Annotated in this window: 23 protein-coding genes; 11 read left to right on the forward strand and 12 right to left on the reverse strand. The window is 60.5% G+C overall.

What is annotated here, in order from left to right; translation table 11 throughout:
* The first annotated feature begins 643 nt into the window (after nucleotides 1-643).
* Nucleotides 644-1,807 carry a YncE family protein gene (locus AC1U7K_RS10050; protein ID WP_480251086.1) on the forward strand — a complete coding sequence of 388 codons (1,164 nt, stop codon included), beginning with the start codon at nucleotides 644-646 and terminating at the stop codon, nucleotides 1,805-1,807.
* A gap of 153 nt (nucleotides 1,808-1,960) precedes the next feature.
* Here AC1U7K_RS10050 and AC1U7K_RS10055 read toward each other — a convergent pair whose 3' ends face one another.
* From AC1U7K_RS10055 to AC1U7K_RS10075, 5 genes are all read right to left on the reverse strand, one after another.
* Entirely contained in the window at nucleotides 1,961-2,293 is a 333-nt protein-coding gene (locus AC1U7K_RS10055; protein ID WP_480251087.1) for a hypothetical protein, read from the reverse strand.
* A 63-nt stretch (nucleotides 2,294-2,356) separates the two neighbouring features.
* On the reverse strand, nucleotides 2,357-3,970 hold the full coding sequence (locus AC1U7K_RS10060; protein WP_480251088.1) for an AsmA family protein: 1,614 nt from the start codon (nucleotides 3,968-3,970) through the stop codon (nucleotides 2,357-2,359).
* Nucleotides 3,971-4,366: 396 nt separating this feature from the next.
* Nucleotides 4,367-4,684 (reverse strand): hypothetical protein, encoded by a 318-nt coding sequence (locus AC1U7K_RS10065; protein ID WP_480251089.1) that lies wholly within the window; start codon nucleotides 4,682-4,684, stop codon nucleotides 4,367-4,369.
* A gap of 355 nt (nucleotides 4,685-5,039) precedes the next feature.
* Complete coding sequence (locus AC1U7K_RS10070; RefSeq protein WP_480251091.1) at nucleotides 5,040-5,849, reverse strand: polysaccharide deacetylase family protein; 810 nt, start codon at nucleotides 5,847-5,849, stop codon at nucleotides 5,040-5,042.
* Between the two features lie 142 nt (nucleotides 5,850-5,991).
* A complete protein-coding gene (locus AC1U7K_RS10075; RefSeq protein WP_480251092.1) occupies nucleotides 5,992-7,089 on the reverse strand; it encodes an NAD(P)-dependent alcohol dehydrogenase in 1,098 nt (365 codons plus the stop codon).
* 233 nt (nucleotides 7,090-7,322) lie between these two features.
* Here AC1U7K_RS10075 and AC1U7K_RS10080 point away from each other — a divergent pair, with 233 nt between their 5' ends.
* From AC1U7K_RS10080 to AC1U7K_RS10105, 6 genes are all read left to right on the forward strand, one after another.
* Entirely contained in the window at nucleotides 7,323-7,841 is a 519-nt protein-coding gene (locus AC1U7K_RS10080; protein ID WP_480251093.1) for a DNA-3-methyladenine glycosylase I, read from the forward strand.
* Between the two features lie 352 nt (nucleotides 7,842-8,193).
* The gene (locus tag AC1U7K_RS10085; protein ID WP_480251094.1) at nucleotides 8,194-8,517 is read left to right on the forward strand and encodes a hypothetical protein; all 324 of its coding nucleotides are present in this window, start codon (nucleotides 8,194-8,196) and stop codon (nucleotides 8,515-8,517) included.
* Nucleotides 8,518-8,618: 101 nt separating this feature from the next.
* A complete protein-coding gene (locus AC1U7K_RS10090; RefSeq protein ID WP_480251096.1) occupies nucleotides 8,619-9,032 on the forward strand; it encodes a MamS/MamX family magnetosome protein in 414 nt (137 codons plus the stop codon).
* Nucleotides 9,033-9,071: 39 nt separating this feature from the next.
* Entirely contained in the window at nucleotides 9,072-9,317 is a 246-nt protein-coding gene (locus AC1U7K_RS10095; RefSeq protein ID WP_480251097.1) for a hypothetical protein, read from the forward strand.
* Nucleotides 9,318-9,424: 107 nt separating this feature from the next.
* Nucleotides 9,425-11,068, forward strand: coding sequence for a phosphoglucomutase (alpha-D-glucose-1,6-bisphosphate-dependent) (gene pgm, locus AC1U7K_RS10100; protein WP_480251099.1), 1,644 nt, complete (start codon nucleotides 9,425-9,427; stop codon nucleotides 11,066-11,068).
* A gap of 8 nt (nucleotides 11,069-11,076) precedes the next feature.
* Nucleotides 11,077-11,364, forward strand: a complete 288-nt coding sequence (locus AC1U7K_RS10105) for a cupin domain-containing protein (protein ID WP_480251100.1) — start codon at nucleotides 11,077-11,079, stop codon at nucleotides 11,362-11,364.
* Nucleotides 11,365-11,408: 44 nt separating this feature from the next.
* Here AC1U7K_RS10105 and AC1U7K_RS10110 read toward each other — a convergent pair whose 3' ends face one another.
* Nucleotides 11,409-11,789: a hypothetical protein gene (locus AC1U7K_RS10110; RefSeq protein WP_480251102.1), complete on the reverse strand. Its 381-nt coding sequence runs from the start codon at nucleotides 11,787-11,789 to the stop codon at nucleotides 11,409-11,411.
* Nucleotides 11,790-11,986: 197 nt separating this feature from the next.
* On the reverse strand, nucleotides 11,987-12,982 hold the full coding sequence (locus AC1U7K_RS10115; protein ID WP_480251103.1) for a S1C family serine protease: 996 nt from the start codon (nucleotides 12,980-12,982) through the stop codon (nucleotides 11,987-11,989).
* 147 nt (nucleotides 12,983-13,129) lie between these two features.
* Here AC1U7K_RS10115 and AC1U7K_RS10120 point away from each other — a divergent pair, with 147 nt between their 5' ends.
* Nucleotides 13,130-13,672: an LPP20 family lipoprotein gene (locus tag AC1U7K_RS10120; protein ID WP_480251105.1), complete on the forward strand. Its 543-nt coding sequence runs from the start codon at nucleotides 13,130-13,132 to the stop codon at nucleotides 13,670-13,672.
* Between the two features lie 120 nt (nucleotides 13,673-13,792).
* Here the strand turns inward: AC1U7K_RS10120 and AC1U7K_RS10125 are convergent, their stop codons facing one another.
* From AC1U7K_RS10125 to AC1U7K_RS10140, 4 genes are all read right to left on the reverse strand, one after another.
* A complete protein-coding gene (locus AC1U7K_RS10125) occupies nucleotides 13,793-14,065 on the reverse strand; it encodes a hypothetical protein (RefSeq protein ID WP_480251106.1) in 273 nt (90 codons plus the stop codon).
* 290 nt (nucleotides 14,066-14,355) lie between these two features.
* Nucleotides 14,356-14,895, reverse strand: coding sequence for a hypothetical protein (locus tag AC1U7K_RS10130; RefSeq protein ID WP_480251107.1), 540 nt, complete (start codon nucleotides 14,893-14,895; stop codon nucleotides 14,356-14,358).
* A 38-nt stretch (nucleotides 14,896-14,933) separates the two neighbouring features.
* The gene (locus AC1U7K_RS10135; RefSeq protein WP_480251109.1) at nucleotides 14,934-15,275 is read right to left on the reverse strand and encodes a hypothetical protein; all 342 of its coding nucleotides are present in this window, start codon (nucleotides 15,273-15,275) and stop codon (nucleotides 14,934-14,936) included.
* A 207-nt stretch (nucleotides 15,276-15,482) separates the two neighbouring features.
* Nucleotides 15,483-17,777, reverse strand: coding sequence for a PBP1A family penicillin-binding protein (locus tag AC1U7K_RS10140; protein WP_480251110.1), 2,295 nt, complete (start codon nucleotides 17,775-17,777; stop codon nucleotides 15,483-15,485).
* Nucleotides 17,778-17,904: 127 nt separating this feature from the next.
* Between AC1U7K_RS10140 and AC1U7K_RS10145 the strand changes: the two genes are divergently transcribed.
* The 3 genes from AC1U7K_RS10145 (at nucleotide 17,905) to AC1U7K_RS10155 (ending at nucleotide 20,553) form a co-directional block, all read left to right on the forward strand.
* A complete protein-coding gene (locus AC1U7K_RS10145; RefSeq protein ID WP_480251111.1) occupies nucleotides 17,905-18,330 on the forward strand; it encodes an ACT domain-containing protein in 426 nt (141 codons plus the stop codon).
* 88 nt (nucleotides 18,331-18,418) lie between these two features.
* The gene (locus AC1U7K_RS10150; RefSeq protein ID WP_480251112.1) at nucleotides 18,419-19,075 is read left to right on the forward strand and encodes a septal ring lytic transglycosylase RlpA family protein; all 657 of its coding nucleotides are present in this window, start codon (nucleotides 18,419-18,421) and stop codon (nucleotides 19,073-19,075) included.
* A 215-nt stretch (nucleotides 19,076-19,290) separates the two neighbouring features.
* Nucleotides 19,291-20,553 carry a hemolysin family protein gene (locus AC1U7K_RS10155; RefSeq protein WP_480251113.1) on the forward strand — a complete coding sequence of 421 codons (1,263 nt, stop codon included), beginning with the start codon at nucleotides 19,291-19,293 and terminating at the stop codon, nucleotides 20,551-20,553.
* Here AC1U7K_RS10155 and AC1U7K_RS10160 read toward each other — a convergent pair.
* The gene (locus AC1U7K_RS10160) at nucleotides 20,527-22,137 is read right to left on the reverse strand and encodes a sensor domain-containing diguanylate cyclase (RefSeq protein WP_480251114.1); all 1,611 of its coding nucleotides are present in this window, start codon (nucleotides 22,135-22,137) and stop codon (nucleotides 20,527-20,529) included. The genes AC1U7K_RS10155 and AC1U7K_RS10160 overlap by 27 nt on opposite strands.
* Nucleotides 22,138-22,159 lie beyond the last annotated feature (22 nt).

Consider the following 22,159-nt stretch of genomic DNA (forward strand, 5'->3'; position numbering starts at 1 on the left):
TCCGCACTCACTACCGGGAAGCGGCATCCATACCAAGGGGCGTCGCTTCCCACCGTGAATTCTTCCTCGGATCTCTGGGCGTCGTCCATCGAGTTCCTAACGCCTGGGCGGCTGCCGATGGCATGCCCTTAATCGTCTTCCCTATCGTATAACTGAGAACAGTGAATCATGAAATGCGCGATGCCCCCCACATCGCGGCAGGCATACATCGGCTTCCGTCCTTTTTCTGGCAACTGGCATGGTCCTCACACTGCTGTGCCCCCGCCGCCTGTTCAACAGCAAGAACGGCCTATTCTCAATTCGACGCCTTGTGGCGTCCCCCGGCATTCCTCTAAGACGACACGGAGCGCAGCGGCGCTGCCGCACGCGTAGGCGGCACATTCAGGCGGACGCCAAAGCAAGCCAAACCGAAGCCAACTCGCCGCCTGATAAGAGAGTCAGACTCCCGGATAAGACAGGCGGCGTTCATGCCGCTATGCTGGCGTCATGCCGAGCCAGCGCCGAGCGATCGTGCCGACGAATAGGCTTCGGCGATTGTCGCAATCAGTCGATTGAACTTGGTGATGAACTCTGGCCTCGCACGTGGTAGAGAAGAAGCGATCGACGTTCTCTTCCACGGAGTCGCAGCATACAGGAGGGCACGATGAAGCCATTACGTCTCACTGCATTGACGATGTTGTTCCTGCTCTCGTCGATCTCGCTTGCGTCGTCCGAGATCCTTGCGCTCCTGAATTATGAGAGCAAACCGGGCCAGCCGGTGAGAAAAGAAGGCATCGCGATCATGGAGGTCGATCCTGCGTCTCCGGACTTCGGCAAGATCCTCATGGAGATACCGCTGCCGTCCGACCTGGTCGCGCATCACATCTTTTTCAACCGAGATAAGACGAAGGCGTACATCACGGCGCTCGGGAAAAGCGTGCTCCATGTCATCGACCTGACCCGCTTCCCGTATCGCCTGCAGGCCATCGCGGTGCCCGACTGTCAGGTATTGGAAGACCTCGTCGTGTCCGAGGACAACCGAACCTGGTATCTCACCTGTATGGGATCCAGTAACGTCATTATAGGTGATGCGGTGACGGACCGACCGCTCAAAGCCCTGAGCCCGCCTGCGCCGGCGGCCGCATTTATTAGCTATCCGCACGGCATTGCGATCCACAATGGGATCGACCGAGTGCTCATCACCAGTACCGTGAAGCCGGACGATATGGCGGAGGCCGGTGAAACGGTCACGGTGCTCGAAGCCACGACCGGGAAGGTGCTGTCCACGCACAAGCTGTCGTCGAAGCCTTCGCCGTCGAAGGCCGCGCCGGTGGAAATCATGTTCTCGCCTCAGACCGAGCCGCCGGTCGTCCACGTCACCAATATGCTGGAGGGAACGATGTGGGCGGGTACGTGGGAGCCGACGAGCAAGACATTTTCATTCCATCAGGTCGACGATTTCGGCGCGCGGCAACAAGGCGTGCCGTTGGAGATGCTGTACAACGCGAACGGTGATCGCTTGTATGTCACGACGGCCAAGCCGGGGCATGTCAACGTGTACGACAACACCGACCCGCGACACCCGAAGTTTCTCCACGCGATCGCCGCAGCGCCTGGCGCGCATCATACGATCCTGTCCCCGGATGAACGATATCTGTTCGTGCAAAACAGCTTCCTCAATTTGGAGGGGATGAGTGACGGCTCGGTGACGGCGATTGATCTACGGACTGGCGAGAGACTGCGGGACATCGACACGCTCAAAGCACAAGGGTTCAACCCGAACTGCATTATGCTTCTGCCGAATCATTTCCGAACCAGCTCTCGATGAGAGGTCAAACGCGAGATGGCGGCTGAGTGAGATACCCAGTCGCCGAACGAAACTTTGTGCCGTGCAACGGCGAGCGGCGCTCTCCAAGCAGGACGTGCGGATTCGGATGAAGGGAGGCAGGGAGTCGAACCGTCATAGGGGACGACGGCGATGTCAGCGAGGACGGGTCATTGTTCTGTTGCCCCGTGTGCGGGATCGCTGCCAACGCGACAAGACGAACGCGATCAGCACCATGCCGCCGAGGACCGTCCACGGCCGTTGCGCGAGTTGTGCCTCGAGATTCCGTTCGACCCGCCGCCAGCCACGGGCGAGATCCTGAAGTAAGCGGCCCACGGCCTGCTCGGACTCGGCCCGCAGTTGGTGGACGGCCTTCTTGGCGCCTTCCGCCGCCGCGTCGACTCGGACCTCGACATCCTCCAACTTCTGATCGATGACCTGCTTGACCTCACTCACGGTCTCTCCCGTTCCTTCGGTCCGCGGTTCCATGTCTTCTGCTCCTTGCTGTTTGGGGATCGACGGCGGCAAAGCCGCCGTCGATCCCGCGCGGGACTATTCCACGGTCAGCACAGCCTTCGTCGCGGGACGGACCGGGCGCTCGAAGCGTGGCACGATGAGCTGAAAGAAGGCGTTCTGGATGAGGCGCATCGCGGCCTGCCACGCATCGAGTTGCGTGTTCTTTAACGTCCCACTGACCTCCACCTGCGTGCCCGCTTCTTCAGATTCTCGGTTCTGCAGCAGCTCCGTCGTGCCACCCACCACGCCTTCATAGACTTTCTGCACCACGCCCTTGCCCCGCTCCTGGCCTGGATCGTACACATCGAGGTTCCGGATGATCGGCTTCACATATCCCTTGATCTGCCCGTGCTGAACGTTGAACTGCGAGTAGACGAAAAATTCTCCGCCGGCCACGTCGATGTGCCCGTGTGCCTGCAGCAGGTCATTCAGCATCTTCACCTGCGCGTGTTCCAATTTAATACTCACATCGAAGTCCGGAGCACGCGGATCGGGTCGAAACAGCCCGCGCGCGTCGAGCGCGCCGGAGGCCATAAAGCGGCCCTTCACCGTCAATTCCGCTGCCTTCTCTCGTAAGTCCGTGCTGAAGTTCTTGAGATCGGCAAAGGCCTGATCGACAAACACGCGGTACGGGGGATCAACCCCGACATGCACCACTCCGAACTCACTGTCGGCAATCTTCACGTGCTCGGCGCGAATGACCGTTTCCGGTTCCTCCGCCGCTTCCTTCGTCTTCTGTGCGCCTTTCTTCGCCGCGTGCTGTTCCGGTTTGTGTGCCTCGGGCTGGTAGATATAATTCGTCCTGACCTGCTCAAGCGTGACGTCGTGCAAGGTGTACTCTTTGCGCCATGGCGCGTATTCGACGTCCCCGTCGAAACTCACCTGCCCTTGATAGAACTTCACATGATAATGATCGGCGAGCGGCTGCAGGGGGGCCAGGGCCAGGTGATGCAGGGCTACATGTGCTTTCCCTGCCGGGTGTGGTTTGGCAAACGCATTGAGGCCGCCCTGAAGCTCAATGTCGGCGCTCTCGTTGATCCGGCCGCTGAGACGAATCGATGCCGGATAGCGGCCCTGCTCGACTGCTTCATTGCGAATTGGTCCCGCGAGAACCGAGAGATGACTCAGCGTGGCGACAGGCCGTCCCTGTTCTCGATACGTCACGGTCCCATCGCGCAGCGCAATGGACACCGCGACCGGCATGAGGCCGAGAATTTTGTCCTGCCACGCCTGTTGCTCCTCCATGCTTGGCGCGTGCTTCTTGACATCCCGACCCACCTGGGCGCGCTGGGGCTGATCCAATACGGCTCGTGGCCCGTCGAGCACCACCTCGCCCATCACTCGGCCACGTAGGAGCCCGCTCCACCAGACTCCAATTGTGCCCTGGGGTAGTTCGAGAAGCGCAGGATCAGGATGGCGCTTGTCTCTGACGAGCACGTCGTGCAGCTCTACGGCGAGTCTCAGTGGATGAAGGCTGAGCTTGGCAATGCGTACCTCATAGTTGCCCGCGCGGCGATTGATTTCCTGCTCCGTCAACGCCCGCACGCGGTCTTGAAGAAGAGCGGCGGCGATCACAACGATGAGCAGAAGAGTCAGGACAATCCCCGCGATTCCAACCCCGATTTTCCCCAGCTTTCCCATCCTTGGCATGACACCCTGCAATCAGAGCCACCGCGGCTCCGAACGATGAGCGCGGTCCGGTCCGTGAGTCTTCACTCGGCTCAACAAAGAGTGGGCGCACGTTGTCGCCCCAGATGTTACTCCTAACATGAGGACGCCTGTTCCGAGCATCAGACACCGCGCCCGAGCGCCGCCTGCTCGCGATGACGGCTTTTAGAAAGAGATGGACAGTGTGACGGTGAGAGCTTAGCGCGAAAGAGTGTGACGCGGCTTACGTAACGCTTCCGCCGCGGGGCGCGTCTCGACGAAGTGACGGCGGAAGCGCCACCGGTTCGTGAATGAACTCAGGGATGGGCCTTGAACAAGGCAGGACGTTACCGATGCGACTTGCCGGGAAGCCGATACGATTTCACTAGACCGCCGTTCCTACTTTCGTGATCGTGCTGCTCCGGACGTCGTCCCACCTCCTGATTGATCCATCGTCCTGCCGGCATCCTGATTTCGTGTCGAACCGTGACTTGCGCCTGATTCCATCCCGGTCTTCGACTTGTCGCGAACGGCGCCGGTGGCCGAACCGCTGTCTTCATTTTTCCCGGACTTCGAATCCACCGGCGCCCGATCCGATGTGCCGGTCTCTCCTCCTGCACCTTGGGTGGTCCCCGACCCGGTCGACTGGCTGGGATCGTACGCCAACACGAGGGCCAATATGGCTACAGCTCCATATCCCGCCGATTCAATTTTCATGGCTCTCCTTTTTGCAAGATTCGGATGCGCCGCAACGAGCAGAAGCGGCGAATCCCGACCATTAGAGTGACCGTCGACAGACATAGGGAGAGTAGCATGGTGGATGATGGAAGAAGGATCAGCGGGCCAGAATATCGCGCTTCGTCGTCCACTCACGAATCGTTTCACCGGGAAGGACAGGCTCCTCCACGCAAACCAGTGCGGAGACGGCCGCTGATCGTACGTAGAGAGGGCAACGCGGGGGTTGGACCGTTCTTGATATCATCAACAGGAATCTGGTGAACCGTGCAAGCCGCGGCTCGGGCCTCCCGTCGGGCGCGTGTTCATGGCCCACGCACGCCTGCGTGACGCCGTGTCAGTCAAAGCGGCACCATCGGTTCAGCCTCTTCTTCTCAGTCTGTTGCCATTGTCGATAAGACCAGTCTCGCGGCTTCCGCGGCACCTCTACCGGCACGACGGTCAGCACGAGCTCGCGCATCGTAATCCAATATCCGGACAACGCAAAGGCGCGCAGCCAGCCATTCGCCAGAATGGCTTCACTCATCGCAACCCGCTTGATCGCGAACGGATCGTCATCGGCGACGCGGCGACCCGGGGCAGTGGCATAGGCACGCTGGTAGCCGCACTCTTGCACGGTTCTCAGCACCCGAGCATCAAACGCACCGTACGGATAGGCGAGCAGAGTCACCGGTTTTTGAAGTTGCGCTTCCAACACCGCTTTCGACGTGCACACTTCGCACCGGAGTTCGTCGTCGGACAAGTCGGGCAACCATGGATGGGTCATGGTATGCGACCCAATGGCCAGTCCGTCCCGATCGAGTTCCCGCACCTGATCCCAGGTGAGCATTCCTGCGCGATCGATGACCGGCGGCATGAGAAACAAGATGGCAGGCAGTCCTTCTGCGCGCGCATCGGGAACGAAGCTGTGGTACACGGTCTCATCTGAGCTATCGGTCGTCAGCACCGGCCGCTCGCGCGCGTCGCGGAGTGAAGCAAGCAAGCCGTTGAAGCGCGCAGGTGACACATCTTGTCCCTGAGCGTCCTGACGCACCGAGTGAAACATGAGGACGACCGGGACAGGATGAGCCAGAATATAACCGGAGGCGGCGATACAAGCGGTCAAAGCCACGGTTCCGGCGAGCCTGATGATCGTCCGAACGCCCATCGGACGACATGCTTATCACAGTTTCGGCCTTCTCGGCACGGCTTCCGACTCCCCGAGGGCTGACTCGATCGTCCAATTGTGCCGTCCTGCTGAGGCGCAAGAACGAACGTCCGCGACCCTTGCCCTGGCGCCACGCAGGCACTCAGCCCATGCCTTGACCGACGATCGACTCGCGGACGAGCGGCTCAGATTTAAGAGACGCCATGTCGATGGAAAAGCGGTACTTTACATCGGCCTTGACCAGTCTGTCGTACGCTTCGTTGACCTTCTGGATCGGTACGACTTCGACATCGGCGACGATGTTGTGTGCTCCGCAGAAGTCCAGCATCTCCTGGGTTTCGGCGAGGCCGCCAATGTTGGAGCCCGAGAGATTGCGTCGCCCGAAGATCAAGGAAAACGCCGAAACGCTCAACAACTTTTCAGGCGCGCCGACCACGGTGAGGGTGCCGTCGATGCGGAGCAAGGCGAGGTATGCGTTGATATCGTGAACGGCCGACACGGTGTCGAGGATGAAATCGAAGCTTCCCGTATGCTTTCGCATCTCGTCCGTATCGCGGGAGACGACGACCTGATCGGCACCGAGACGGAGGGCATCTTGCATTTTACCCGGTGAGGTGGTGAAGACCGCGACATGCGCGCCCAGCGCACGGCCAAACTTGACGGCCATGTGGCCCAGCCCACCGAGACCGACCACGCCGACCTTCTTACCGTTCGTCACTCCCCAATGCCGCATCGGTGAATACGTCGTGATCCCGGCACAGAGCAGCGGCGCGGCTCCGGCGGGATCGAGCTTGGGTGGCACGCGGAGGACGAAGCGTTCATCGACGACGATGGTCTCGGAATAGCCGCCGTACGTCACGCCGCCGAGGTGCGTGTCCGGGGAGTTATAGGTGAGGGTCAGGTTCGGGCAGAACTGCTCAAGCCCGGCGTTGCACTGGGGGCAGGTGCCGTCCGAGTCGACCATGCACCCGACGCCGACGAGGTCACCGCGCTTGTACTTCGTGACGGCCGGGCCGACCTTGGTCACCCGGCCGACGATTTCATGGCCGGGGACAATCGGGTAAGTCGTCGCGATGGTTCCACTCCACTCGCTGCGGACTTGATGATAATCGGAGTGGCAGATGCCGCAAAACAGAATCTCGATGTGCACGTCGCGTTCGCCCGGATCACGCCGCGGAATCATCGTGGGCGCGAGCGGCGCTGTGGCGCTAACGGCAGCGTAGGCTTTTGCGTGGTGCATGATCGTGCTCCTCAATGTCTCTTTATGGGTCGATCTGATTGGTGCTCTTGGTCTCTCGCCTGCATGAGTCGGCTTCTCATCCTCTATGCATTGTGCGTTCCCGACGGCGGCGGGCGGTATGAGGATGGTGCGCATTTGTTGTACGATTCTGCAGCGTCGATCGTCGGCGAGGCGCGCTCGGTCAGGGAAGGTCGATTGCAGTAAAGAGTATCGATGATCGTATCAGCATCGGTATGATGCGCTGTGCTTGGGCCAAAACGGACCTTGATATCGCTTACCATGATCTGGAGTGGGGCGTGCCGGTGCATCATGATCGGCGGCTGTTCGAGTTTCTCGTCTTAGAAGGGGCACAGGCGGGGTTGAGTTGGTCGACGATTCTCAAAAAGCGGGACCGCTATCGAGTCCCCGGCATCGTTCGAAATCGCATGAAAATCGAGGCGGCCCTCCGGAATGCGAAGGCGTTCCTCTCCGTGCAGGAGGAATGGGGAAGTTTCGATGCGTATGTGTGGCGATTCGTCGGCGGCCGGCCCTTGGTAAACCGTCGGCGCAGCCTCCGAACGATTCCCACCCGGACCGCCGAGTCGGATGCGCTCAGCAAGGACTTGAAGCGCCGTGGCTTTACCTTCGTGGGCACGACCATTTGCTATGCGTTCATGCAGGCGGTCGGAATGGTGAACGATCACGTGATCGACTGCTTTCGATATCGAGAGTTGACCGAAGAGGTCACTGATCGTCGCGCGCGCCACGTCTAGCGGTTGTACCATTCCCCCCCTTCACTTCCGTACATTCTCTACATCCTTCTCGCCATACATCCTTCTCGGCAGCGAGCACGTCTAAATCTGACGCCATATCGGCATGGGCACGCGGTATCGCGCGTCCCGTATCAAGCACGTCCATGTTGTGCTCATCGTCGACACGATGTCCCGTGCTGTAGACGCGCGAGCGTCGCGACTATCGAGTCAGCGTGGCGAATGCACGTTCTAAAGCGGGCTTCGACGGGTCTCCAATGGGAAGAGGATTTGCACCCGTTGTCAAACGAACAAGGCGAGTGCCAGGTTCGCAGCAAGCACGGGAAGATTGGTGACAGCAAGCAACAAAGGAGTCATGAACGTGTCAGTACAACATGACGACAAACAGCGAACGGGTATCACTCATTTCCCGCTTGAGTCGGAACAAGACAACCAGGAGAGAGTGCCGCCGCGTGGTCATGCGAAGGACGGGACGCAGCCGGAATTGACTCCAGGAACGGGTCCCGTCAAAGGACAGCGACTCTCGCGACAACACGATGCCGCCGAAGAGCCTCCGGAGCCCCCCGAACCCGGTGAAGCCGACGCAAGCCTGACCCCGAAGAGCGCGAAAGGCGGAAAGACCAGCGGGTCTCGCGCGGGAATGCTCGCGAGCCGTAAGATGCCGAAGGGAACAAGGTAGAGCCAAGGTCTCCACCGTTCACGACACAGGGAGAGCGATGATGGTCAACAACGGCGCAATTCTCTCCGTACTCTTCATCATGGCGCTCGTGCTGAGTAATCATGTCCGTGCGGAGGTCTTGGCGGCCCGGGGCGTCCGATGCGCGGCCGTACGAATCGGTCACGGAGTCCAAGCGGCTTTTCGACCCCGACGCCCTTCGCACCGTCAGAGGGGTGGTGACGGACATCGATACCGTGAAGATGGAGCATGGGACGTCATTCATGGAGTTGACGCTCAAGGCGAACAATGATCTCGTACGTGTCCACGTGGCGCCGCAGTGGTTCATGCAGGAGCAAATTCAGCGCGTGGAATTGGACGTGGGGCGCGAAGTGGAGGTCAAAGGCTCCCCTCAGATTATCGAAGGCAAGCCGGTCTTGATTGCGGCGGAGATCACGAACGACCGCCGCGATCAGCGGTTGCGACTCCGTCATCAAGATGGGACGCCGGTATGGGCCGGAAGTGAGCAGGCGAGGTGAGCGATCAGAAGCGCCGATGTGGTGGCAGCAGGAGAGATCATGAGCAATGAACGCGATCCATCACGCGTGCAGTTGGACCTGACCGTCGAGCAAGCCGAGCTGTTGAAGGACTGCCTGTTTGTGCAGGCCGAACAGAACGTCGGGCAACGGAGCAAGATTTTGGCACTTCATGAGCAAGTCATGGGGGCGTTGAGTGAGATCAGAGCGAATCAGCCCGCTAGTCTCGGTGAGAGCCGCCGGCGTTCGGACAACCGGCTCCGAACTATGCGAAGCCGTCGCCCATAGGACTCAGTTCTACATTACCCTCCAAAACCCGATCGTCCGGCCAGTCCTACTGACGGACGAGGCGAAAGCGTGCTACGCTGCAGCCGCAGGTTTTCAAAAAACCGTCCATGGCCGTCCACCCATCAGCAGGTCAGCGCCCCAGCCCCGAGCTGCTCATCGACCCGGGAACGCTCGAGCGCGCGTATTATGAGCGCGCGCCGAATGTCGACGATCCGAACCAGCTCGTGAGCTTCGGCACGAGCGGTCATCGCGGTACGCCGCTCGATGGCACATTTACCGAGCGTCACGTGTTGGCGATGACCCAGGCGATGTGCGACTACCGACGCGCGAAGGGCATCGACGGACCGCTGTATCTCGGCAAGGACACCCACGCAGTGTCGAGACCGGCCGAGCGCACGGCGCTGGAAGTACTGGCGGCGAACGACGTCCAAACGTATGTCGCGCGAAGCGACGGCTTTACGCCGACCCCCGTCATCTCGCACGCGATCTTGGTCCACAACCGGGGACGCACCCATCACTGCGCGGACGGCATCGTCGTGACGCCGTCGCACAATCCGCCGGCCGACGGAGGATTCAAGTACAACCCGCCGCACGGCGGCCCGGCCGATACCGACGTGACCGGATGGATTCAGGATCGGGCGAATGACTTGTTGCGGGAGCGCAACAAGAGCGTCAAGCGCGTGAGCTACGAAGCCGCGACGAAGGCCGCCACGACGCACGTGTACGACTTCATCGAGGCGTATGTCGATGATCTGGGATCGGTCCTTGACATGGAGGCGATCGCAGCTGCGCGGCTCACGATCGGCATCGATCCGTTGGGCGGCTCGGCGGTGGCCTACTGGTCACGCGTGAACGAGCGATACGGGACAGAGATGACTGTGGTCAACGAGGCCGTCGATCCAACATTCGGCTTCATGCCGCTCGACCATGACGGCAAGATTCGAATGGACTGCTCGAGTCCGTACGCGATGACCGGGCTCGTGAAACTGAAAGATCGCTTCGATGTCGCCTTCGGCAATGACCCTGATGCCGACCGCCACGGGATCGTGACGAGGTCGGCCGGCCTCATGAATCCCAACCATTACCTCGCTGTTGCGATTTCTTACTTGCTGATGAGCCGGCCCCACTGGCCGACGGCCGCCGTCGTCGGGAAGACGCTCGTCAGCAGCGGCTTGATCGATCGCGCCGTGCTGGACCGCGGCCGTCAGCTGTCGGAAGTTCCCGTCGGATTCAAATGGTTCGCGCCAGGTCTCTTCAACGGCACGTACTGCTTCGGGTGCGAGGAGAGTGCGGGCGCGAGTTTTCTTCGTCGTGACGGTACGGTATGGACCACTGACAAGGACGGATTGCTCCTGGGACTGCTCGCCGCCGAGATCACGGCAAAGACCGGCAAGGATCCCGGCGTCCACTATCGCGAACTCACGGGAAAGCTGGGAACGCCATATTACGTCCGCATCGATGCCCCTGCCTCTCCGGAGGAGAAGAAGCGACTGAGCCGTCTGTCCGCCGATGCGGTGAAGGCCGACAAGCTCGCAGGGGAGGCGATCGTGGCGAAACTGACGAACGCGCCGGGTAACGGCGCCGCGATTGGCGGCCTCAAAGTCGTGACGGCACACGGCTGGTTCGCCGCGCGGCCGTCGGGGACCGAGCACATCTATAAGCTCTACGCCGAAAGCTTCAAGAGCCAGACGCACGTGGATGCGATCGTCGAGGAAGCGCAGCAGATCGTGCGCGCGGCGTTGAAGGGCTGATCAGCACGATGGCGTCACCGGATATTGAAAGGACACAGATCAGCGCCGCTTGGCACGCGCGCGGTTTCTCCTGCGACCTCTGGATCGATCCGCCCGGGCAAGAATGGATCGACTATGTCCATTCCGTGGATGAGTTGGTGATGCTCATGGACGGGGAGATCGAGCTTACGATGCAGGGACGGCGATTCCGACCGGCCGTCGGCGATGAGGTGTTCATTCCGGCCCGCGTGGCCCACACGGTGCGAAACGTCGGTGGGACGACCGCCCGATGGTTCTACGGCTACAAGCGAGACTGAGGCGTTACCGTCGGCCGCGGTAACGCCCCGGTCCCTCTTCAGCCTCACGATGCCGGACCTCCGCACGTCAATTTGAAGGAGTCGATGGCGTTTGCCATGTCGAGGGACCCAAGGTCCTTGACGCGTTGCTTCGGCACGAACGCCACCTCGTTGCCTTTGAAGTCTTTCCGGTCGTACGCCTTCATGTAGGCGTTCGGCCCCATGATAAGGCTCTCGATGTCGTTCCCCCAATCTGCGCCGTTGAAATTATCCAGCGTGGCGAATTGAGCCGGACCTTGGATCCGCACGTGCGGGTCGTCCATGTCGAAATCATCGTCCTCGTACAGTTCGACCCAGCAATCTTTATCGATCACCTGCGTCTCCAACGCGGCGAAACCGGGAAACGGCATCAATGCGAAGGCGGCAGCGAGTATCCATATGCGCATATTCCACTCCTTTCCTTTGAGTCACGGTGATCCCCGGCGATACTGAAAGATTCTGTCGATATTATGCCGCGGCTGGCCGGGTGGAATGGTCAGCGTCTGTGGCGGTGTGTCGTCCACAGTCGTCTGAAGGCACGGCGGCGAGAAGCGTACGTATGTCGTGTAAAGCTACTCGTCGCCGTGGCGGTGTGAGGGGAGCGCTAACGAGAGCGCTTCAACTTCTCGCGCATTTCGCCGATCATGTCTTCCATTTCCTTCATCTGCCGCTGCTTCATGTCCTTGAGTAAGCGGTCCATGTCATACGGGTGCGGCTCGGTGTTGCCTTGAGGACCGACAACCGTCGCCGGCTTCGGTGGAGGACTGGCCGGTGCTGCGGGAGAGGCCGCGACGGCAGGCGGCTTGGTCGATGTCACAGGAGGATCGACCGACGCGACTGGCATCCGCCCAAGTTGAAGACCCTGGTCCTGCAACCAGCGCTGTGCGACCATGGAGTCGATCGCAAAGCTGATGCTCGTGATGGGCGTGCCATCGGGAGCGAGCCGGGCGACGGCCGTATTGATGCCGATCATCTGTCCCTGGCTGTCGAGGAGCGGACCGCCGGAGTTCCCGCGATTGAGGCCCGTATCGGTTTGAAAGACGTGTTTGCCGGGCGTATGTTCGAAATTCTCGAACTCAGCGCTGATCACGCCGGACGTCAATGTCCAGAGCCCACCCTGCTCCGGATGGCCGATCGCCAGGACCCGGTCGCCGATTCTCACCGCTCGTGGATCACCAAACGGAACAACCGGCAGGGGAGCGGCTCCCTCCACTCGCAGTACGGCGAGATCAAGCGTAGCACTGACGGCGACAACGTGAGCTGCAAACCGACGTGCGAGATCGCTCTTGTGATCTCCGGTGACGCGCTCGGGACGAAGGAAGACGGATATGTGCGGATAGGGACGCTTGGTTGCCTTATCCATGACGACATGCGCGTTGGTGAGGATGAGGCCATCACTTCGGACAATCGAGCCCGTTCCACCCATTCCCGTTCCCTGCTCCGGACTCGCTATAATGAACACGACGGCCGGGGCGGTCCGTTCGTAGATCTGCTGCGGTGTCAGCTCCGTCGTCTGTACCGCAAGCACGGATGTGGCGAGGCCGACTGATGCGGCGCAGAGCAGGGAGGAGAGAAGGCGACGTACAGGGCCGATAGCCATAAGGACGACCTCCTGTCTTCAGGCAAGAAGTGTAATAGCGGTTCTTGGGTTCGTCCAGGTGTCAACGCATGGGAGCGGCAGGCGTTGACATAAGTAAGGCGGAATGCCCATGATCCGGGTCTCGACGGGCGAATGAGGAGGATGACGATGAAACGAACGATGCTGTTCACGATGGCCGGGCTGGTCGGTCTCATGCTGATGGCGGGCTGTTCGAGTGGGCCACCAAAGTGGGTGAAGAAGGGCGGCTATCCAGATAAGGACAAGGCGTTCTACGGGGTAGGCTCGGTGCAAGGAGTTCGAAACGAACCGCTCGCGTGGGAGGCGGCTGAAAACCGTGCGCGAGCCGATGTGGCACGAGGCTTTGAAACGTATACCGCGTACTTGATGCGAGACTATGAGGCCAGCACCACCGCCGGCGATTTCAAGCGCTCCACCGAAGAGCAGAATATCGAGCGCGCCATCAAGACGTTTGCGGCCGTCACGTTGAACGGCGTGCGTCAGGTGGATCGGTACTACGATGAGAAGAAGGGTACGTACTATGTATTGGCCAAGCTGGACCTGGAGCAGGTGAAGGATCAGTTGGACCAGGCCAAAGAGTTGAACAGCCAGGTGCGGGATTTCGTGCGCAAGAATGCGGATCGGCTATTCGAGCGATTGGAAAAGGAAGAAGCGAAACGCGCGCCGCAATGACATCGGTGCGGCCAGGCCCGTTCTCGTTCACTCCTCAATCGGCACGGCGCGGCGGGACAACGCCGCCGCACCGCCCTTCACCTGACAACGTCTTACTACTGAAGCGGAATGACGGGGTCGTTATGACACCCTTTTCTTGTCTTGCTGCTTGATCCTGAGCAGATATTCTCCTCGTCCACTCGACCACAACGTAATCGCGCCACATCGACTGAGACGGTCTACGGCGAGGAAGAGCTGTGCCCAGTTGGCCGACGGCAAGGCCATTCCGAGTTGATCGAGGGTTTGCATGCCATTCTTTTCGAGCACACCGAGAACCCATTCTTCCACTGTCGGACACATCTTGTCGGAACCAACCGACGGATTCGTCGTTCGAACCTCTGTCATCGACTCCATCGCGCGTCTCCTTCTCATTCGGGCGGTGAAACATGCCGAACATTGACCTCTGTGATCGCTGCGACGGTGAGGGCTGCCACAAAAACAAACGGCGCCCTCAACCCATCCGGCTGAAGACGCCATTGTCCGTTGCCTGCGACTCATATCTGGGCCTCGAAGACATCTTCGTCTTCGAGAAGTCGCCGAAACACTATCCTATCTCGATGCCGATGTCTATCGTACAAACGATGACAGAGATCTATCGAGCGAGGAAGGCAAGGGAGCGAGGTGTGTGGTCGTTTTCGCCGCTGTCAGAATCGAACGCCGAACGTGAGGCCGGGCATCGTATGAGCGCCTGCTCCGTTTCCCGTGTCGATGTCTGTAAAGTTCAGGAGGAATGTCGCCGTCAATGCGACGCGAGGCGTGATGGCGTAATCCAGCCCCGCCCCCAGTGGAATCAACCACGAGGTATCGGAATTGAAGCGATCGGAGTGAAGAAATCCGATCCCGGCCTGAAAGACGGCTTTCAATCGATTACCGGTATCGGGAATATCGATCCAATACTTGCCTTGGCCTGACAAGCCGAATTGCGACAAGTCGCCGACCACCGCAATTTGTGCCAATGGCCCGACGGAGAAATATCGGTTGAGAAAATAATCGGCATTGAAGTTGAGCGCGAACGCGGTCCCGCTCGGCGTGCTGCTCAAGAAACCGAGTGCGCCCCCGCCTGACCATTGGCCCGGGACCGGTGTGGTAATCGACTGCGACCATGCCGGTGTGACAGAGGTCCCGGCGACAGCGACGACCAAAAGCAGCAGCACTCGCATCAACGGCACTTTCAACGACCGCATATCATTCCTCCCTGCCCGGCGTTCGACCAGCGTGACCTTCAGATCGTCATCCTCGTCCGATGGCCAGGGATGGCGATGACCCGTACGGCACGGTGGCCGTGATCAGTGAACAGCTCGACGTCAATTCGCTCTCCCTCGTGGAGCCGGTTCAAAATGGCCGATTCCTCAACGGGGAGCGACACCGTCCGTCCGCCATCCGTCCGCACTGTCAGCCGGTGCGCCTTGCCGTCGATTCGGTACACCGTGCCCGTAATCGTATTCTGCCTCGCGAGGAGCGGCAGCGTTGCCTCGCCCTGCGGCAATGGTTCGGGGTCCGGGCTCAAGGACCCGAGCATCCCGAGTACGATCAATGCGACAAAGGCCGGCCAAGAAGACTTCACCGCGTCACCCGTGCGCGATCACCCAAGCAAGGACGAGACCTAGCGGGGGCGCAGCAGATCGTTCAACAATCCTGGGATAGTGTCTTCAACCGCTCGTTGTCACGTGAGTCTCGCGCCCGAGGCCGATGGTGGTGGCAGTGACCCGGTCCCCCGACCGGAACAGGTTGTCCTACATCGAGACAACCCGTCCGATCAGGTACCTACATTCTAGAGGCCGAACATATCCTTCAACCGTTGGATCATGCCAGGACTATGACGTTCACAGAACTCCATCGGTTCCGTTCCTTCGATGAACCACTCTTCGGCGGATTGGGGGCACGCCGACGTGGCCAGCTGACCCGTCTGCGGATCGATCGTACGCGAGACCATCCCGGCCGGAATCGGAAAGGCCTCGGGTGGCAGTGGTGCGGCCTTCCGGAAAAACTCGGCCCAGATTGGTACGGCCGCTTGAGCCCCGGTCAGTGTGAGCGTCGTTCCTTCATCGAACCCGACCCATACGCCGACCACGATGTCCGGCGTGTAGCCGATAAACCATGCATCGCGGTGATCGTCGGTTGTTCCGGTCTTTCCGGCGACGGCACCCGTAATCCCGAGCGCTCGGGCCGCCGCCGCCGTGCCGCGCTGTAGCACGCCTTGCAGAATGGAAGTGATGAGATACGTGGCCTGTGGAGACGCAATCGTCACCGGCGTAGGCGTGTGTGGCGCGATCGCCGGCCGACTGCTGCGGTCGCTCCCCTGCTCCACGAGCGCATGAAGGCCGGTCGGGGCCACATATTCGCCGCCCCGAGCCAGCGCAGCGAAGGCAGCCGTGATCTCGAGGAGCGAGACCTCGGAGGTGCCCAGCGCCAATGAGAGATGCTCGTCGAGCGGTCCTTGAATCCCCACGCTGCGCAAGAGGCGCGTAATCTCGGCCACGCCGACGGTCTGGGCCACTCGCACGGCCGGTACGTTGAAGGATTGCTCGATGGCAGTGCGGACTGAGACCTGACCGTGAAATTGGCGATCGTAGTTCTGTGGTGACCACGACCCGTTGTCCTGAGGAAAGGTCAGCGGTCTGTCGTCCAGGAGCGTCGCGGCGGTGAGTGCTCCGTCTCGTTCCTGCAGACTTCGCTCGAATGCCGCGAGATAGACGAACGGTTTGAACAGCGATCCCGCCTGTCGGCGTGCCTGAACCGCATGATTGAACTGAGAGGCTCGATAGTCGCGGCCACCGACCATCGCCAGAATGCCGCCGGTTCTCGGATCGATTGCGACGAGGGCGGCTTGGAGATGGTCCTCATCGGTTCGCAAGGCCTTGTAGCGGCGCTGAAGGCGAGCGAGACCGCCGGTGACGGCTTGCTCCGCGACTCGCTGCATTTCGAGATCGAGTGTCGTGAAGAGTCGCAAGCCTCCGGTGCTTTCCGTCTCCTCATCGACGGCGGACAGAATGTAGTCCATGAAATAGGGCGCGTCCGCCAGACCGTGCTGAAGTGACGCGGTCCGGATCGGGGAAGCGACTGCCGCCTGATACTGCTTGTCCGTGAGCTTGCCTTCTTGCTTCATCCGGAGCAGCACGAGATCACGGCGCTGCTTGGCGCCCTTGGGATTCCGAACCGGGGCATAGGTATTCGGGCCTTTGATCATGCCGGCGAGAAGTGCCGCCTCGGAGGCTGCAAGTTGCGCGAGCGACTTGCCGAAATAGTAATGCGCAGCCTCGCCGACGCCGTAGATGGCCACAGAACCGGACTGTCCCAGATAAATCTCGTTCAAGTAGCTCTCGAGAATCTGCGGCTTGGAGTACTTCATCTCGAGGATCAGCGCGGCCAGCGCTTCCTTGAGTTTGCGGACCATCGTGCGGTGCTGCGTGTAGTAGAGATTCTTGGCGAGCTGTTGAGTGATGGTGCTGCCGCCTTGGACGACGCCCCCACCTTTCAGATTCTGCCAGGCCGCTCGCGCGATCCCGACGGGATCGAGGCCGATGTGTTGGTAGAACCGATGGTCCTCAATCGCCAGGACCGCATCGATCACCGGGGCGGGGATCGAGGCCAAGGGAATCCACTCTCGGACCTGCCGTGACGCTTCGACAACGCCGCCGATGAGCTGTGGTTCCAACGAAACAGGTCCTGCGTCTTGTTCGTCGGGAAGACTGACGACTTTCGCGATCCGATGCTCCTCGAGCATCAGCCGGACGGGCCGACCGGGGACGAAGCCGTCCGGATACGCGAAGTCGCGGAGGTAGATATCGACGGCGCTCGCGAGGAGGCGATATTCCCCCGGCGCTTGGAGTTTGCGATAGACCGGCCGATAGCCGAGATGGTTCAACCGATCGACCAGCGCCTGCTTTTCAAGGATCGATCCCGGCATCAAGGCATACGCGGCGCTATAGATCTTCAGCGCATGCCGGTCCTCACCGCGGGGGAGGGTCAAGATCACGTAGAGGATCAACGTGTAGAGGATCGCCGTGGTCAGGATCGGCAGGAGAACCCACAACCACAACCGCCGCCGACGTCGTGCTCGGCTCACGCTAGCGTCTCTTCGTCAAATTGGACGCGATACCGTCGTGTCAGTATACTAGCCGTCGTCATTGTGGTAGGAAGGACCTGCGAACGACCATGTAGGTGGACCGTCTATAACACAAGGAGACCGATCTATGCCAACGACCACGCAACTCGTCATCACCGAGCAGAGTAAGCCCGGAGTGCTTGCACGTGTTGCCTCGGTCCTAGGAGCGGCTGGCGTGAATATCAAGGCGTTTTCGGCAGCCGAAGGACTCGGCACGGCCAAGATTCGGAGAGGCACCATCCGATTCGTCGTCGCCGATCTGGAACGGGCGAGGGCGGCACTCAAGTCGGAAAAGATCAAATTCAAGGAAGAGCCGGCACTGATCCTGAGCCTGGACAATCGCCCGGGCGCACTCAGCGAGGTTGCCAGGCATCTGAAGGAAGCCAGGATCAATATTACGAGCGGGTACTATACGCCGTCGCGCGAGGGGGGCAAAGCGATCGTCATTCTTACCGTCTCGAACCCGAAGAAAGCGGTGGAGATCCTCCGCGAAGAATCGCTCGATCAGTTCTAGCATGCACGTCTGCGGTGTAAGGCTTCATCACGTCGACGCCATGACCACGCCGGTGGCCCTTCGATACGCGCTCGAATCGACCCCCTGAATGCGATTCTCGCGATCCTGCACGGTCTGGCTCCTTGTGGCGTCCCTCGCCGGTTGCAGCAGTCTTCCGTCACGTTCGAGCGCCAATCTGATTCGCTATCGCATCGGGTATTCCGAACGCGGGATGGCGTCGTGGTATGGGCCGGGGTTTCACGGCAACAGAACGGCCAGCGGAGAAGTCTTCAACATGTACCAGTTCACGGCAGCCCATCGGACACTTCCGTTCGGTTCGCTGATCCGTGTGCGATCGCTTGTCTCGGGCCGTGAAGTTCAGGTGCGGGTCAACGATCGTGGGCCGTTCGCGCGAGGGCGGATTCTCGATCTGTCATGGGCGGCCGGGCGGGCGATTGGGTTGACCGCCGATGGCACACAGCCGGTCGAGGTGGTCGTCGTCGGAATGCCGAGCGACGGGGAGACGGATGAGCCGTTGCGCGTGCAGGTCGCCTCGTTCATTGAGGAGGCCAAGGCGCGGGCGCTGGCCATTCAGCTCAAGGGGCGCTACCAAAACGTCCGGATGGTCGTGGTCGATCTTCCGCAAGGGCGCCGCTATCGCGTCCAGGTGGGACGATTCGATTCAGAGTCGATGGCCCAAGCGGTCGCCGGGGACATCGATCGCACGTATCATTTGGAATGCGTCGTGATCCGTGACGGCTCGTGAGGCAAGGCAGTGCTGAAAACCCTTGTCACTTCTGGCGTCTTCTTGCCTTGCTCTGCCCTGTATGGTAGCGTAGTGGCGCCATGGATGATGGGCCTACAGGTTCGAAGGCCGTTTCGATCGTCCCGATTGCGCCTCTTCCGATTCGATCGCTTCCGGTTGCTGAGTACTGGGATCCCGTTCGCCTGCCGCGGTTGGTTCACAGACTCCTCTCATAAATGGATGCACTGATCCTGCTGAGCCTGATCGTACTGTCCGCTGTTATTTCCGCGGCAGAGATCGGGTTCTTTTCGGTCAACGAGATGCGGCTGCGGGCACTTGCGGAAGCCGGGGGGAAGCGCGCCGCCATGGTCCTGCACCTGCGCGCGCACCCCCAGCGCCTCCTCTCGATCATCATGATCGGCGATCGGCTCGTCGATACGGGCGCGGCTTCGTTCGCGACGATCCTCGTGCTACGTCTGTTCGGCTCCGAAGCGCTCGCGGTCGTCATCGGCATCCTGACGTTTGCGCTCCTGATCTTCGGCGACATCGTGCCGAAGACGTTGGCGGCCAAGCACGCGCTGTCCGTCGTCTTGGCCTTGGCCTATCCCATGTATGCGATCCAACAGATCATGAAGCCGGTGCTGTTTATCCTGGAGCCGATCATCAATACGCTGACCGGGGGCAAAGGCGTGGCGGTGCCGTTCGTGTCCGAAGAAGAAGTGAAGATCATGCTCGATGAAGGCGGCAAAGCCGGGATGATCGAGACGGAAGAAGTGAAAATGATCAAGAACGTCTTCCAGCTCAACGACATCACCGCGGAAGACGCGATGACGCCGCGCATCTACGTGTTCGCGCTGGACGGGAATTTCCGTCTAAAAGAGGTGCAGGAGCAGCTCTTCCGCTCGAAGTATTCACGGATTCCGGTCTACGAGGGGACGCTCGATAACATCACCGGAATTTTGTATCGCGACAAAGCGCTGATCGAGCTCGCCAAGGGCCGGTGCGACACCCGGCTCAAAGAACTGGCAACCCCCGCGCTGTTCGTACCCGGGACCAAACCGGCTGACGACCTTATGAAGCAGTTTCAGCGTGAGAAGCGGCACATGGCGATCGTCGTCAACGAATTTGGCGGCGTCATGGGGCTCGTGACGTTGGAAGACCTGCTGGAGGAAGTCGTCGGGGAGATCATGGATGAAACGGACATCTCGGAGGAATTGATCAAGCGGATCGGGAAAAACCACATCCTCGTGCACGGTCGCACCGAGGTCCGGCGCATCAACGATTTTCTCAAGGTCGACCTCGGCGATGAGCCGTTGACGATCAGCGGGTTGATTCAGGAGCAGTTGGGTCGCATTCCGGCCGTGGGCGAGGAGCTTCGTCTCGGCAACTGTCGACTGGTCGTGCATGAGGCCGACCACAAATCGATCAAGAGCGTACAGATCTTCAAGGAAGAGAAAGCCACGGCGCCCGATTCAGCCGGCGTCGGCTCGCCGAATTGACGCCAACCGCTTCGCCTCATACATCCGCTTATCCGCCACCCGCAGCAGTTCGGCTGCGGAGGAGACCGGCGGGAAGCCGGGCACGGTCGCCGCGCCGAGACTCAAGGACATCGGGATGTCACCGCTCGCCGTAGAAAGCGCGAGCGTCCGCAAGATGCCGCTCAGCTTCTCGGCCACCTGCTGGCTTTGATCCGCGTCGGTCCGCGGCAACAAGGCCGCAAATTCATCCCCGCCCACGCGCGCGATCAGGTCACTCTCGCGCAAATTTGCCTTGAGCGTCGCCGCGACCTGCTGCAGACCTCGATCACCGGCCTCGTGGCCGAAGTCGTCGTTGATGGCCTTGAACGCATCCACATCCATGATGATCACGGTGAAGGCTTCCCCGCTCCGCTGGAACTGCTGCCATTCGCGGGTGAGCGCTTCATCAAAGAAGCGCCGGTTGTAGAGTCCGGTCAACGGGTCGCGGATGGCCATCTGGTCCAGCTCCCGGTTCTTGGCCATCAATTCCTTCAAGTCGCGCTCGCGTTCCTGAAGCGCTTGTTTCTCGGCGGTGATATCGAGCGTCACGATATGAATCCCGTGGACGGTCCCATCGGGCGCGACGTCAGGATAGTAACCGGACAGCAGGCAACGCATCCGATCGGGAGCCTGTGGATCGGGAATCATCTCCTCAACCCCCTGCGCAGCTTTACGGGTATTGACAACCTGCTCGATGATCGGCCGCAGTTTGGCCCACCGCTCGGAAGGCAATACCGACGGTAGCGCTTTGCCGACGTGCTCTTCGACGGACCGCCCGTGGAGGAGCGCCAGGGATTGGCTCACACGCTCGATCGTGAAATCGGAGGCGATGTACATCAGGCCGATCGGAATCGAGGCGTAGACCTGATCGAGGCGCGCGCGGATCGTACGTGTGGACCCATTCGCGGTGGCAGACACTGGATCGGGCTGCATGGAAAAGGAATGGATCAAACCGCGTTGGATGACCAGCCAGCCGAGGAGGAGCAGACCCGTGAAGATGCTCATATTCACGAGAGCGAGGTGAACCAGCTGGGAGCGCATGATGGCATCAAGGGCTCCGAGATCGAAGCCAACGAGGACGGCGCCTTGCGGTGGATGCTCCAGTCCGGGGCCTACACCGTTCGGCGTGATAACGCTCAAAAGGAACCGGATGCAGGCGCCTTCATGGGTTTCGACCCAGGTAATGTCTCGGCGATCGCGATCGAGTGCTTGCCGCAAGCGATCCAGATGGAGATCAACGTGGGCGCCGACGCCTTGATTGTTCGAATCAGCGACGATGATGCCCTGTGCATTCACGATCGTAACCGATTTCACTGCCTGTGCCGCCGCGACGCGTGCAATGACCCGGTTGAGCGCCGACCGGTCTTTCCCATCGAGGAACGGCTGAACCGCGATCGATATCAACCGCCCGGACTCGACGGCCTTCTGCTCCCATTCGGCGGTCAACGTGCGACTCGTGATTCGATATTCGGCGAAAGTCAGCAGGGCGAGGCAGGCTACGAGGACGACCGCGGTGACAAGGGATGTCCCGCCCAGGGGTAGCTGTCGAGGCGGTCGTGCTGTCATTCGGCAGCCTTAGGGTAGGCAA

The sequence above is a fragment of the Nitrospira sp. Vd2 genome (assembly GCF_979581665.1).

What these genes read in the sequence shown, in the direction of transcription:
- AC1U7K_RS10050 (WP_480251086.1), top strand. Translation starts at nt 644, where the DNA reads ATGAAGCCATTACGTCTCACTGCATTGACGATGTTGTTCCTGCTCTCG.
- AC1U7K_RS10055 (WP_480251087.1), bottom strand. Translation starts at nt 2,293, where the DNA reads ATGGAACCGCGGACCGAAGGAACGGGAGAGACCGTGAGTGAGGTCAAG.
- AC1U7K_RS10060 (WP_480251088.1), bottom strand. Translation starts at nt 3,970, where the DNA reads ATGCCAAGGATGGGAAAGCTGGGGAAAATCGGGGTTGGAATCGCGGGG.
- AC1U7K_RS10065 (WP_480251089.1), bottom strand. Translation starts at nt 4,684, where the DNA reads ATGAAAATTGAATCGGCGGGATATGGAGCTGTAGCCATATTGGCCCTC.
- AC1U7K_RS10070 (WP_480251091.1), bottom strand. Translation starts at nt 5,849, where the DNA reads ATGGGCGTTCGGACGATCATCAGGCTCGCCGGAACCGTGGCTTTGACC.
- AC1U7K_RS10075 (WP_480251092.1), bottom strand. Translation starts at nt 7,089, where the DNA reads ATGCACCACGCAAAAGCCTACGCTGCCGTTAGCGCCACAGCGCCGCTC.
- AC1U7K_RS10080 (WP_480251093.1), top strand. Translation starts at nt 7,323, where the DNA reads ATGATGCGCTGTGCTTGGGCCAAAACGGACCTTGATATCGCTTACCAT.
- AC1U7K_RS10085 (WP_480251094.1), top strand. Translation starts at nt 8,194, where the DNA reads ATGAACGTGTCAGTACAACATGACGACAAACAGCGAACGGGTATCACT.
- AC1U7K_RS10090 (WP_480251096.1), top strand. Translation starts at nt 8,619, where the DNA reads ATGTCCGTGCGGAGGTCTTGGCGGCCCGGGGCGTCCGATGCGCGGCCG.
- AC1U7K_RS10095 (WP_480251097.1), top strand. Translation starts at nt 9,072, where the DNA reads ATGAGCAATGAACGCGATCCATCACGCGTGCAGTTGGACCTGACCGTC.
- pgm (WP_480251099.1), top strand. Translation starts at nt 9,425, where the DNA reads ATGGCCGTCCACCCATCAGCAGGTCAGCGCCCCAGCCCCGAGCTGCTC.
- AC1U7K_RS10105 (WP_480251100.1), top strand. Translation starts at nt 11,077, where the DNA reads ATGGCGTCACCGGATATTGAAAGGACACAGATCAGCGCCGCTTGGCAC.
- AC1U7K_RS10110 (WP_480251102.1), bottom strand. Translation starts at nt 11,789, where the DNA reads ATGCGCATATGGATACTCGCTGCCGCCTTCGCATTGATGCCGTTTCCC.
- AC1U7K_RS10115 (WP_480251103.1), bottom strand. Translation starts at nt 12,982, where the DNA reads ATGGCTATCGGCCCTGTACGTCGCCTTCTCTCCTCCCTGCTCTGCGCC.
- AC1U7K_RS10120 (WP_480251105.1), top strand. Translation starts at nt 13,130, where the DNA reads ATGAAACGAACGATGCTGTTCACGATGGCCGGGCTGGTCGGTCTCATG.
- AC1U7K_RS10125 (WP_480251106.1), bottom strand. Translation starts at nt 14,065, where the DNA reads ATGGAGTCGATGACAGAGGTTCGAACGACGAATCCGTCGGTTGGTTCC.
- AC1U7K_RS10130 (WP_480251107.1), bottom strand. Translation starts at nt 14,895, where the DNA reads ATGCGGTCGTTGAAAGTGCCGTTGATGCGAGTGCTGCTGCTTTTGGTC.
- AC1U7K_RS10145 (WP_480251111.1), top strand. Translation starts at nt 17,905, where the DNA reads ATGCCAACGACCACGCAACTCGTCATCACCGAGCAGAGTAAGCCCGGA.
- AC1U7K_RS10150 (WP_480251112.1), top strand. Translation starts at nt 18,419, where the DNA reads ATGCGATTCTCGCGATCCTGCACGGTCTGGCTCCTTGTGGCGTCCCTC.
- AC1U7K_RS10155 (WP_480251113.1), top strand. Translation starts at nt 19,291, where the DNA reads ATGGATGCACTGATCCTGCTGAGCCTGATCGTACTGTCCGCTGTTATT.
- AC1U7K_RS10160 (WP_480251114.1), bottom strand. Translation starts at nt 22,137, where the DNA reads ATGACAGCACGACCGCCTCGACAGCTACCCCTGGGCGGGACATCCCTT.